Below are 12,547 nucleotides of genomic sequence, written 5' to 3' on the forward strand. Positions count from 1 at the left end.
ATTGAAAACACTCGTTTTTTACATAGCATTCTTTATATTTTCTGTTTCCTTGTTTGCACAAGAGGAAAAAGAGATTCAATATGATACTGATAGAATCGAAGTCAAAAGGTTTGATCAAGAGAATATTGAAGAATACAAACAACAAGATGATTTTATTTATACCGTAGAGAAAAAAGAACCTGGGGTAATTGATAAAATATGGGATTGGTTTAAACGACTTATAAAAAGGATTCTTGGTTACTTTTTCGATGATATTCAACCGGCAGTAGGTGTCTTACGCGTAATTTTAAGAATATTACCCTATGCTATTGCGGGAATTGTATTGTACTTGATTATCAAATTCTTCTTAAAAGTAAATGCAAGAAATATTGTAAGCGGAAAAGGAAAGGTACCTATTGTAGGAATGAGTGAAGAAGAGGTATTGATTAGAGATAAAAACCTACCAAAACTCATTCAAGAAGCTATCCAAAATAAAAATTATCAATTAGCCATACGTTACTATTACTTGTTGGTGTTGAAAAAGTTAGTGGAAAAAGAAACCATTGTTTGGAAGCAAGAAAAAACAAATGAAGATTATATAAAAGAACTATCTCATAAAGACACATTGTATTCCGATTTTAAGTCAATTACCTATTTATATGACTATGTTTGGTATGGTGATTTTCAAATATCGGAAACGGAATATTATACCACAGAAAAGCAGTTTAAAAACTTTGTAACTAAAATCAGTTAAGCTTGGATAAAAAACTTAAAATATACATAGCAATACTAATTTTGGTTGTCATCGGAATTGTGTTTGTTGAAAGTAGTAAATCAAAACAAATTAATTGGTTTCCTACCTACGCGGCTAAACATAAAATTCCGTACGGAACCTATGTTTTAAGAACAGAAATGGATGCGCTTTTTCCTAACAAAGTAAAAGACATTCATACGCAACCTTATGTGTTTTTAAATGATAGCACCTACAATGGAACCTATGTGTTTATCAACAATACTATCAATATTGATAAAGATGAGTTTGGTGAACTCTTAGCGTTTACTGAAAGAGGGAATGATGTTTTTATAGCTTCAGGAGGTGTGTATATAGATACACTAGGGGCACAAACCAAAGGAGTGTATACCACAGCTTTTGAAGAAAAAACCTATCAAAAATTAGTCAACCCGAACTTTAAAAATCAGGAATATAGTTTTGATAGGCAGTTTAGTAAATATTATTTTTCAGAAATAGATACGGTAAATACTACAATTTTAGGAGAGTTGATTGTCAAAGACGGTAATGATTCAATTGTAAAAAGAGCCCCTAATTTTATTAAAGTAAAACATGGGAAAGGAAGTTTTTATTTGCATACATTTCCAGAGGCATTTACCAACTATAATATATTGTTAGATAACAACAATGAATATGTTGCTTCGGTATTATCTTATGTAAATGATAAAGCCACGGTGTATTGGGATGCCTATTATAAAACAGGGAAGAGTAGGTATACCTCTAAAATGCAGTTTTTGTTAAATAATGAATCTTTAAAATGGGCGTATTATATAGCGCTTATTGGAGTGTTGTTTTTTATCATTTTTAAAGGAAAAAGGAATCAGAGAATCATTCCTGTAATAACACCACTTAAAAATCAAACCTTGGCATTTACAAGAACCATTGCCAATATGTATTATGAAAAGTCAGCACATAAAAATATAGCAGAGCACAAAATAAACTACTTCTTAGAGTATATAAGAACCCAATACCGATTGTCTACTTTAAAAATAGATGAAAACTTTTATTCAAAATTAGCTAGTCGAAGTGGAAATACTTTAGAAGAGGTAAAAGCATTGTTTGCTAGAATTACAACAATTCAACAAAAAGAACACATAACCCAAGAAGAATTGATAGCTTTTAATAAAGCTGTTGAAGCCTTTAAAGCAAAATAAATAGGAATATGAGTACAGAAGAAAATGGAACAACGAATAACAACGAGCAAGTATTTTCTAATCGAATAGATTTGTCTGGTTTAAAGGAAGCTGTTGTTAAAATAAAAGAACAATTGTCTAAAGTAATAGTAGGACAAGAGGAATTTATAGAACTTTTGTTAGTATCCTTATTAGCAGATGGGCATGTATTGATTGAAGGAGTTCCTGGAGTAGCTAAAACAGTCACTGCAAAATTATTAGCTAAAACCATTGCTACCGATTTTAATCGTATTCAGTTTACACCCGATTTAATGCCTTCGGATGTATTGGGTACTTCTGTATTGAACATGAAAACTTCTGATTTTGAGTTTAAAAAAGGCCCTATCTTTTCTAACTTGGTGTTGATTGATGAGATTAACAGAGCTCCTGCAAAAACACAAGCAGCATTGTTTGAGGTAATGGAAGAAAAGCAAATTACGATGGATGGAGAACGTTATGTAATGAATCCGCCATTTATGGTATTGGCTACCCAAAACCCTATTGAGCAAGAAGGAACTTATGCCTTACCAGAAGCACAGTTAGACCGTTTTTTATTCAAAATTAACGTAGGATACCCATCATTAGAAGAAGAGGTGCAAATCTTAACTTCTCATAATAATAGAAAAGGAGCTTTACCACAAGCACAAATAGAAGCCGTATTAACCGAAAGTGAGTTGGTTGATTTTAGAACCAAAGTATTTGATGTATTGGTAGAGGAGAAGATTGTAAAATATATTGCCGAAATCACCGCTAGTACACGAAATAATAATCACTTGTATTTAGGAGCTTCTCCAAGAGCAAGTATTGCTATTTTAATGGCAGCAAAAGCCTTTGCGGCAATCAACGGTCGTGATTTTGTAATTCCTGAAGATGTAAAGAAAAGTGTATATCCGGTGTTAAGACACAGAATTATGCTAACTCCAGAAAGAGAAATGGAAGGAATGACTACTGATAAGGTTATTGAAATTATTGTACAATCTGTTGAAGTACCAAGATAGTGATCCAGTTTTTTAAATCGTTATACCTACACAGTCGATTCTTTGTATATATTGCTGGAATCTCGTCAGTATTTGTACTGTCGTATTGGTTTGAAGCATTGTATCAGTTAGCTTGGATGCTTGTTTGGTTATTATCTATTGCTTTTATCATAGATTTAATCATCTTATTTCGATTTAAAAAAGGAGTAAAAGGAAACAGAATTGTAAGTGAGAAGCTATCTAATTCAGATGAAAATAGCGTTCACGTACAATTAGAAAACAACTATCCGTTTGATGTTTTTACAACGGTTATTGATGAGCTTCCTTATCAGTTTCAAAAAAGAGACTTTCACTTTGATGTTAACTTAAAAACAAGCGATAAAACTACGTTTAGCTATACCGTAAGACCGGTAGAAAGAGGAGAATATCAATTTGGGAAACTGAATGTGTATGTGTCTTCTATTTTAAGAGTTGTGGGAAGAAGGTATACGTTTTCGGAAGAAGAAAATGTAAAGGTATATCCGTCATATATTCAAATGAAAAAATATGAATTTATGGCAATGAACAATAAGCTCACAGAATTTGGATTGAAAAAGATTCGAAGAATAGGACATACCATGGAATTTGAGCAAATCAAAAACTACATTCCTGGAGATGATGTGAGAACCATCAACTGGAAGGCTACGGCTAAGAAAGCAGCTTTGATGGTAAACCAGTACCAAGATGAAAAATCACAACCTATTTATTCTATCATCGATTTAGGAAGGGTGATGAAAATGCCTTTTGAAGAATTGAAATTGTTAGACTATGCCATTAATTCTACCTTGGCGTTTTCTAATATAGCTTTGCTAAAGAATGACAAAGCAGGAATGATCACTTTTGGAAAGAAAGTAGAAAAGATAGTGCCTGCGAGTAACAAGAAAACGAACTTACATCTCTTAAATGAAGAGTTGTATCATACCAATACCAACTTTTCAGATTCTAGTTTTGCATTGTTAAACGCTACGGTGAAACGAAAAATAAACCAACGAAGCTTATTGTTGTTATATACCAACTTTGAACATATCTCGGCTTTAAAAAGACAGTTACCGTATTTAAAATCCATTGCTAAAAAACATTTATTGGTAACCATATTTTTTGAAAATACGGAATTAGACAATCTCATCTCAGAAAAAGTAGAAGACTTGCAAGAAGTCTACCATAAAACCATTGCCGAAAAATATGCCTATGAAAAGCGTTTAATGGTAAAAGAACTAGAAAAAAATGGATTAAATGCCATTTTAACCAAACCACAACACTTATCGGTAAACGTAATTAATAAATACCTAGAGTTTAAGGCAAAGGGGATGATTTAAAAAAATAGCTTTAGTATGGTTATTTAACAATTTTGTATAAAGGTAGTAGCGGAATTAAAAGCCCCAATTGTTCAGAATTATTTACTACACTTGGATAAATACACAAAACTCTAATTATAGTAAAGAGTCTCTATTAGGTTTATATTTTGTTATGCTCTTTTTTCTTGTACTATCAATCTTTCTTTTTATGCCTAAAAACCTAAACTTCATTACATTTTTTCATAGTTAAGCTGATCATTTCCTCAATTTAGGAGTGTAATTGAAAACAAATTATTCGATTGGGTAGCTACTATCAGTTTTTAATTACAAAGGCAGATACTAAACAGCCTAAATTAAATAGAGTAGTAAAGCTAAAAACATAAATTATGAATGCAAATATTTTAATAGGACCCGCTTTGGGTATGATACCTGAAATAGGACCAATATTATCGGGTGCGTATGAATCACATGAAAAGGAAAAGTTCAATCATCATTTGTTTGAATCTCTCAATGCCATTGAAGCGAAACTTGATGAAGTAGAAAATTTAATTAAAGAGGTAATTACGCAAGAAGAGTTAAACGCGATTGCTACTGCTACTAATAATGCTCAGGGAACCATCAATGGTTGGTGGACAGGAAGTGATGGAGTGAAAAACTGGTTAGAAAATGGTGATCCATTAGATGCAGGTACTTCAAATAATATTTGTAATAATATTGGTACCCTACTAGATTCTATACATAATGCAATTACCCAAGAAAATATAGGGGAAAAAACATGGGTTCAAGTATATGTAGACTATTTCATTCAACAGAATAGTAGCAATCGAACAGTATCTTACTTGGAGTCAACTTATAAAGCCTTCCTTGGTTTAGTACACCTCCAATTAAGAGGAGTTATGTGTGCTCGAGCTGCTAAATATAAAGATGCGGATCTAATTGCATTGGATACGCTGAATAACATTATTTCGCAGGGTATCTATGTTCAAAATAATGTTATCAATCCATATCTTGAGCCAAGTCATCCTGATCACAAAACATTTTGCTGGTTCCTTCAAGATACTACTAGTAATGCAGAGATAAAGATCGAAGATCAAATACACTTGGCGCTTGATACTCAATCGTGTACTGCAGGAATGGTATCAGGTGGAATTGAGTTTACACCTGGACCATCACCAAGTAGTCAATTTGGGCTGCGAATAGCGTCTAGCAAGATGGACAAATATGGAGATTTGATTCCTGGTGGAAGCTGGAATGCTCTAGCGCAAAGTGCAAATAATTCGTACAATTTGGAAAATGGAGATTATGGTGAAGTTATTGGAGCGAGAATTCAGTGGTATCCTAACAACATAGTTCTTCCTCCATCACAATTTATTACTGGAGTAGCTTTGAATGCCAAGTCTTATACAGAAGGAGACGGAGGTGGATTAAGACAAGTCAATCAGTTATATATGACAGTTAATTCTGGTACAATGAATGCTGATGGGACAATAAATTCGTGCCCTACAATTACACAAGATACTTCTGGAACCCCGCAAGGAGCTGTTAATCTAATGGCAGAATATCAGTTAGGGTATATTGGTTCAACATCGTACCAAACAACGAGTACCAGTCCTATTACAGGAATTGGAATGTGTCAGGCACCTTGTTTGGAAGGGGGAGTAATGTTACAAACTTCGATTCACGCTCATGCATTTGCACCGATACCGATTATTGGATCAAAACACGTAGCTATAGGAAACAGACGCTCTGGCATGGGATTGTCAAATGGTAGCGACCCAATTGCTCAACAAAATTTAGGTAGTGGTTCCCAAGCAATGATTTTGCAAAACCTAAGTGGAAATGCAGCATACGGATCTATCGTTCAAATTGTATCTGCTTCTGATCAGTCTTCTAAGTTAACAGTAACAAATCCATCAACGGGAGAGGTTAATTTCTCTTCAACAAGCCCAGCTAACCCCAATACGGCGGTATGGGTGCTGAGAGATCCACGTAATTTTCAGTACACACTTCCAGGTGGGACAAGTGTGCATGGAACTTCACCGATAAGCAATTCGATTTATAATTGGAATTGTGTTATTCTTCAGAGTGCTTATGACGAAACACAGTGTTTGTACATAACTTCAAACAATGAGTTGAAAATCATGGACACAACAAGCATCATGAAAATCCGTAAACAACAACAACTAATTGGTGACTCTAGATTTACTTGGAACTTAAGCCAATTATAAGAACAAGTATAATATATAGAAAGAGAGCGCATTGCGCTCTTTTTTTTGGGCCATCTTAACCAAACCACAACACTTATCGGTAAACCTAATTAATAAATACCTAGAGTTTAAAGCAAAGGGGATGATATAAATGAAAATAGAAACTCATCATGTTACTCCGTTTAATGATTTTATAAATTATTAGTGTAGTAAATTGTCCACAGCAAATAAGATTGTATATTGGTTTTTCTAGAACGATTATGGTGTTTACTAATTTTACTAGATCAATTGTTGATAGTATCTTTTAAAAAAAAAGATACTGAGGAAAGAAGAGGTTAATTAATTTCTAACTTATGAAGAAAATAATAATTTTTGTGCTTATTACTTTATTGTTTAATTGTAACCAAGAAAGGAAAACAGATCTGAAGGTTGAAATTTTAAATAAAGAAGTACTGGTAGTTTGTGAGGGTGGTTTTTGTACAGATTTATCGTATGAAAAAATTAGTGAGATCAATTTAAATAAAATAGAATTTAAAATAGAAAACTTAAGTAATAGTAATTATGTTTTTAATCCGATTTCAACTGATTTTAAAAAAGGAAGTACGTCTTTTAATTCTTTTCCAAAATTATTTACAGGTATTAGTTTAAATAATTTCATAATTAAGACATCTAAAGGAAAAACGTTAAAAACAGAAGATAATGCTACTGTTTTTGGAGGAGGTAATGAGTGTGATACTAATTATGAGAAGAAGATAGCAGCGTATTTTAAAAAACAAGATTATAAAATAGATGCTACTGAGGCTTTGTTAAAAGGAATTTCATTAAAATCGTTGATTATAATACCTAAAAAAACAACTCTTTATTTTGAATCATATATAAGTCTTCCCTATAATCTACCTTCTCAATCTATACAGAGTTTAGAAGTAATTAAACTTAACATAAATGAAGAATATACTATGCAAATGGTTTTTTCAGCGGATAAAGAAATGGTAAAAAAAAGATTACCTGATAATTTAATAAAAAGTATTGAAGAAGGTAGTTTCAAAATTTTTGATGGGATTATTTATTCAAATGAAATCCCAATAAGAATTGAATAAAGCTTTTCTAGAGGAGCTTTTATCTAAACCTAACGTAACAAATCTCAATTATCAGCGACAGATAGTATAAATAGCATGAACAATGACCATCAACGATACTACCAAACTATTCAAAAACTTACTATCTCAAACGAACAAGAAATCAGAAAGAAGAATTTATAACTGCTTTATTCAAGTATTATCTTCTTTAGAAAAGAAAGAATTAACCAAAGAGCAAATAGATCGTATTAATAACAAGCTCACTTCTTTAAACTTAAAAGAAATAAGAGCCAATAGAAGAAAGTTATACAGTCAGCGATTGAATGAGTTTAAAACCTTTTTAAAGAGCGAATTTTCTTTTACTACTGAGAAGTACTATGCTGGAATTTACATGGCGTATGGAATGGTATTTGGCTCAGGAATAGGTTTGTCATTGGGTACAGCAATCAATCCTACTTGGGGATTAAGTTTAGGAATGTCTATGGGAACAAGTATGGGCATGTTGTTTGGAATGCTATATGGAGCAAAAAAAGACGCAGAAGCCAAAAGACAAGGGAGAGTGCTTTAATAATTTTAAATACAACCCATGTTGTTTGTTGGCATTTAGCTATTCGTTTTCAGCCCAAGGATTGTATGAACCAAAGTTCCAGATATAACCTTCATTATCTTTACATGTATAACCTCGTCCGCCATAAGCTTCATCTTTAATATCAATAAGAATTTTTGCTCCCGCGGCAACAGCTCTTTTATAATGTTCATTAATTTGCTCTACGATAATATAAGGAGCTTGGGTGTTGTATCCATTAAGAGCTTCAGGTGTTTTTACCAGTTTTCCATATACATTTTCATTTGCAGAACTTAACATAATCATAGCATTACCATAGGTGAGTTGTGCGTGTGCAATTGTGTTATTGTCACCTTCAACTACAAGATATTTTTCAAATCCGAATGCATTGCATAACCAGTCAATTGCTATACTTGCTTTTTTGTAGTGCATGGTTGGGATAATATAAGCTTTATGTTCTTTCATAGTGATACAATTGGTGTCTACCGTTCAAGTTACAAAAAAGAGAGCAGAGTCAGCGTAAGATATTTGATTAGCACTAACTCCGCTTTGTGTTATCTTTTATGTAATTCTTTTAAAAAGCGCTGTTCTTTGATAGTACTCTTTATAATAATAGCAATCACAATACTCAATGAAACAATACCCGAAATTACAATGTAGGTATAGAATCCTTCAGAAAAATACAATTTGAAGTAAGGTAATAATAAATAAAAACCAAGGATGTAAACTGCGATACAGATAGGTGTAATGATATAATTGATCAATAATCGCGTTTTATAGTACTTTTTAAGATAGCTTCGATATGATTTTTGCGTCATAGAAACCAGTTGTTTCTCTTTTCGGTATAATGTATAGAACTCTAAAATAATTCGTAATGTAAGACTCGAAATCATCAAAGTTAACCCTAGATTAAAGCTATTCCATTGGTTAAAGGCATAATAAAAAGCATATACAATTAACATGATTACCGTTAGTGACATTACCGTAATACTGATATACTGACTATTACGTTGTTTTTTTGCTTTTGTAATTAGGTCTTTGGGATTAAAATTTGGACTGTCAACAGCCTGCGCTTCCCATAATTTATTTAAGTGATCATTTTCCATTTTTAATGCATTTTAAAAGTGATTTTCGAATACGACTTAAGCGTGTTCGTAATGTGCCATGTGCCAAACCAACCGTATCTGCAATGGTAGCTTGAGGAGTGTTCTCCAATTCTAATAAAATCAACGTTCTGTTTTGATCGTTGAGTTGGTCGATACACTGATACATTTTTTTAATGTTTTTTTCATTGTTAGTAGTATCATCGTTGGTATTACTAGACAAAATCTCTTCGTTTATGGCGATACTTTTGCTTGATTTGCGTAAATCTCCCAAACATACATTTACTGCAATTCTATAAATCCAAGTATCAATGGAAGACTTATGATTAAAAGATTTTCGATGTTTCCACACCTTTATAAAAGTCTCTTGAAGCCATTCGTTGGCAAGTTCATTGTTACCAGATGCATAGCCTAAACATAATTTATGAACTTTAGAAGCACATGTGTTATAGACTTCAGTAAATTCCTGTTCTGTATTCATTATTTTGATGATAAAATCAGTTGTATTTGTTTTAAGAACCAATCAGGTCTGTCAAACATTATAAAATGCGCACTGTTTTCTGCGATGATAAAATTATAATCTTTCAAATTTGCATATTGATTTTTATAAGTTTTATTCACCATTTCTTTACCATAAGGTTGCGATGCTGCAATAATAGTAACTGGAATTGAAATATGCTTTAAATCTTCTCTAAGATCTAACTTAAGATAATCGGTATATCCATAAACATAGGTTTTTCGGTCAGAGGTTAGTATCCAATTCTTAATTTTCTTTTGTCCTGATTCTTTCAAACTCATACCTTTCGACATCGCAGTGGCAGTTTGTGCAAAAGCTGCATCATCCATGGCCAATTGTTTATTGTTATAAGGATTTTCATAAACCAAATTGTCAGGATTAAAATTAGGCATCATTAAAGCGCCAGAAGCGGGTAGTGCATCAACCAGTATTATTTCAGATAGTTTTAAATCCTTTTGTGCGGCAAGCCAGGTAGCAATGGTTCCTCCCAAACTATGTCCAATGACCGTCGCATTTTGCAATTCGTTTTTTACGATATAGTCTTTTAAAGACTCGTTAACCTTAGGTAACCAAGGAAATTCAATTGGGGCTTTTCCTCCAAAACCAGCTATGGTAACTATATGACATTCGTAATTCTTTTCTAATTTTTGTACGAGTGGATTCCAAATATCACCAGGAACAGTAAAACCAGGAATTAATACAATCGGTTTACCTTTTCCGGTAACTTCTACATGGATAGGTTGATTTTCATTTTTTGAATACGTAGTTAGAGAAAAGGTGAATAAGACTACTAATAAGATAACATTTTTCATTGTTTTAAGTTTTGATTTTCCTTTAGATGCGGAAATCAAAAAATGTTACATTTTATTTTTTAAATAATTTAAAAAGTAGTCAGGTTATGTGCTAGAAGTAGGGGGTAAAGTGTTGTTGTTTAGTTTTTTAAAATAAAAAAAAACTTGTTTGAAAAATTAATTGGCAGATAAACGTTCATCTCAAAAAAAGGAAGGTCTGTGTATAAATGGCAACTTAAATCTAAGACGTTTCTATTTTCTTTAGAAGAACAACATTTCAAACAAGTTTAGAATATTGTTAGTTTTCTTACTTTTTTCTAAACCAGTAAGCAGTTCTACCGATTAGAGAAAAACCAATATAACCTCTAATCTTTAATTTGTTAGCTTCTTCTAGTTTGATAAAGCACTTGTATTTTTTACCATTTTTAGGATCTAAAATCTTACCACCATTCCATTCTTCACCATCTTTCTTAAGACCAGTTAAAATATTCATTCCTAAAATAGGCTTGTTTTTATTCTTTCCAGTACATTGATCACATACAGCATCTTGTCTGTTAGCATCGGTAATTTCAACAATCTTCGCATAGGCTTTACCATCTTTTTGGTAAACTTCAATAACGCTGTCCACCTTACCAGTTTCCTCGTCTCTATTTTCCCATTTTCCAAAAATAGTTTGTGCATTTACGCTAAAACCTAGCATAAGCACTACAAAAAATACAATGTTTTTCTTCATAATAAAGAGGCTTTTAATTAATCATATTGAGCGTCAAAATTGTCTTTCCATTTTCCTTGAACGCGCATTACTTGTTCTATAATATCACGGGCACAACCGTTTCCACCAGTTTTGTCTGAAATATACTTAGAAGCTTGCAACACTTCTCTAACACCATCATTTGGGGCACAAGGCATTCCTACGCGTTGCATAACTGGTAAATCTGGAATATCATCACCCATATACATAACGTTCTCAGGAGCTAAATTGTATTTGGCAACCAATTCTTGATACTGTACCGTCTTGTTATGAGCACCTAAATAAATATCAGTAATCCCCAAATTAGCCAAACGAGTACGTACACCTTCATTTTTTCCTCCAGAAATAATACACACTCTATACCCCGCTTTTACCGCAGCTTTTAAAGCATATCCATCTTTAATATTCATTTGGCGAACCAATTCCCCATTAGGGAAAACAGTAACAATACCGTTGGTTAATACACCGTCTACATCAAAAATAAACGTATCTATTTGAGGTAGTAATTCTTTATAACTTTTCTCCATTGTTTTGGATTGATTTAGTAATAAGTTGATATATTTTTTGTTGATGCTCATCTAGTAACCCTAAATGATGATCAATCGTTTTTTTGTCATTTCTCTTAGCCGGTCCTGTTTGTGCCTCTTCAGGACTTAAAGCCGTTATTTTTTGAGCCGTTTCTTGAATCAAAGGAGCCAATACTTCAAAAGGAACTTCATACTGATTGCAAATATCGTTCCCAATTTTATACATATGATTCGTAAAATTATTTACAAAAACCGCAGCTACATGCAAAGACTTACGTTGCTCAGAATTGATGGCATAGATATTCTTTCCAATAGAAGAAGCCAATTCCTCCAACAAAGCATAATCCTCTTCATGAGACGTTTCTAAGCAAAAAGGAATCGCGGTAAAATCAACCTCTTTTTCCTTAGAAAAACTTTGAAGCGGATAAAACACACCAGAACGAGCATGTTTTTGAAGCGCATCTAACGATACAGAACCCGAAGTATGCACCACCAATTTATTTTGGGTAATTAATTCAGAAGATACTTTGGCAACAGCATCATCAGAAACCGAGATAACATATACATCGGCATCATTTAATAATTCTAAAGAGTTGGTAATAGAAGTTTGGTGTTTAAAAGCATCAATTTGAGCTATGCTACGCGCATAGATTTGTACCAATTGAATACCAGAAGCCTTTATAAAAGCTTTGGCCAAATGTGTAGCGACATTACCTCCTCCAAGAATACAAACACGAATCATAGGAGCGAAGATATAG

General features: G+C 32.8%; 14 protein-coding genes. 7 read left to right on the forward strand and 7 right to left on the reverse strand.

The window, feature by feature from the left end; translation table 11 throughout:
- Position 1 precedes the first annotated feature (1 nt).
- The 7 genes from ABNT22_RS07190 (at position 2) to ABNT22_RS07220 (ending at position 8,103) form a co-directional block, all read left to right on the forward strand.
- The gene (locus tag ABNT22_RS07190; RefSeq protein WP_348715278.1) at positions 2 to 733 is read left to right on the forward strand and encodes a DUF4129 domain-containing protein; all 732 of its coding nucleotides are present in this window, start codon (positions 2 to 4) and stop codon (positions 731 to 733) included.
- 2 nt (positions 734 to 735) lie between these two features.
- A complete protein-coding gene (locus ABNT22_RS07195) occupies positions 736 to 1,923 on the forward strand; it encodes a DUF4350 domain-containing protein (RefSeq protein ID WP_348715279.1) in 1,188 nt (395 codons plus the stop codon).
- 8 nt (positions 1,924 to 1,931) lie between these two features.
- Positions 1,932 to 2,939 (forward strand): MoxR family ATPase, encoded by a 1,008-nt coding sequence (locus tag ABNT22_RS07200; RefSeq protein ID WP_348715280.1) that lies wholly within the window; start codon positions 1,932 to 1,934, stop codon positions 2,937 to 2,939.
- Complete coding sequence (locus tag ABNT22_RS07205) at positions 2,939 to 4,273, forward strand: DUF58 domain-containing protein (RefSeq protein ID WP_348715281.1); 1,335 nt, start codon at positions 2,939 to 2,941, stop codon at positions 4,271 to 4,273. Before ABNT22_RS07200 ends, ABNT22_RS07205 begins: the two co-directional genes overlap by 1 nt.
- A gap of 365 nt (positions 4,274 to 4,638) precedes the next feature.
- Positions 4,639 to 6,480: a hypothetical protein gene (locus ABNT22_RS07210; protein WP_348715282.1), complete on the forward strand. Its 1,842-nt coding sequence runs from the start codon at positions 4,639 to 4,641 to the stop codon at positions 6,478 to 6,480.
- A 332-nt stretch (positions 6,481 to 6,812) separates the two neighbouring features.
- Complete coding sequence (locus tag ABNT22_RS07215; RefSeq protein ID WP_348715283.1) at positions 6,813 to 7,556, forward strand: hypothetical protein; 744 nt, start codon at positions 6,813 to 6,815, stop codon at positions 7,554 to 7,556.
- Positions 7,557 to 7,638: 82 nt separating this feature from the next.
- Complete coding sequence (locus tag ABNT22_RS07220; RefSeq protein WP_348715284.1) at positions 7,639 to 8,103, forward strand: hypothetical protein; 465 nt, start codon at positions 7,639 to 7,641, stop codon at positions 8,101 to 8,103.
- Between the two features lie 39 nt (positions 8,104 to 8,142).
- On the opposite strand, the gene ABNT22_RS07225 is transcribed toward ABNT22_RS07220, so the two are convergent.
- The 7 genes from ABNT22_RS07225 to ABNT22_RS07255 all read right to left on the reverse strand — a co-directional run bounded on the left by ABNT22_RS07225 (position 8,143) and on the right by ABNT22_RS07255 (position 12,531).
- The gene (locus ABNT22_RS07225) at positions 8,143 to 8,565 is read right to left on the reverse strand and encodes a VOC family protein (protein WP_348715285.1); all 423 of its coding nucleotides are present in this window, start codon (positions 8,563 to 8,565) and stop codon (positions 8,143 to 8,145) included.
- A gap of 89 nt (positions 8,566 to 8,654) precedes the next feature.
- Complete coding sequence (locus ABNT22_RS07230) at positions 8,655 to 9,206, reverse strand: hypothetical protein (RefSeq protein WP_348715286.1); 552 nt, start codon at positions 9,204 to 9,206, stop codon at positions 8,655 to 8,657.
- A complete protein-coding gene (locus ABNT22_RS07235; protein WP_348715287.1) occupies positions 9,196 to 9,684 on the reverse strand; it encodes a sigma-70 family RNA polymerase sigma factor in 489 nt (162 codons plus the stop codon). Before ABNT22_RS07235 ends, ABNT22_RS07230 begins: the two co-directional genes overlap by 11 nt.
- On the reverse strand, positions 9,684 to 10,532 hold the full coding sequence (locus tag ABNT22_RS07240; RefSeq protein ID WP_348715288.1) for an alpha/beta hydrolase: 849 nt from the start codon (positions 10,530 to 10,532) through the stop codon (positions 9,684 to 9,686). Before ABNT22_RS07240 ends, ABNT22_RS07235 begins: the two co-directional genes overlap by 1 nt.
- A gap of 286 nt (positions 10,533 to 10,818) precedes the next feature.
- Complete coding sequence (locus ABNT22_RS07245) at positions 10,819 to 11,244, reverse strand: DUF2147 domain-containing protein (protein WP_348715289.1); 426 nt, start codon at positions 11,242 to 11,244, stop codon at positions 10,819 to 10,821.
- Between the two features lie 17 nt (positions 11,245 to 11,261).
- Positions 11,262 to 11,789 carry an HAD-IIIA family hydrolase gene (locus tag ABNT22_RS07250; RefSeq protein ID WP_348715290.1) on the reverse strand — a complete coding sequence of 176 codons (528 nt, stop codon included), beginning with the start codon at positions 11,787 to 11,789 and terminating at the stop codon, positions 11,262 to 11,264.
- Complete coding sequence (locus ABNT22_RS07255; RefSeq protein ID WP_348715291.1) at positions 11,773 to 12,531, reverse strand: Rossmann-like and DUF2520 domain-containing protein; 759 nt, start codon at positions 12,529 to 12,531, stop codon at positions 11,773 to 11,775. The genes ABNT22_RS07250 and ABNT22_RS07255 overlap by 17 nt, the downstream gene beginning before the upstream one ends.
- Positions 12,532 to 12,547: the final 16 nt, after the last annotated feature.

The sequence above is a fragment of the Tenacibaculum sp. 190130A14a genome (assembly GCF_964048965.1).
Taxonomy (GTDB): Bacteria; Bacteroidota; Bacteroidia; order Flavobacteriales; family Flavobacteriaceae; genus Polaribacter; species Polaribacter polynesiense.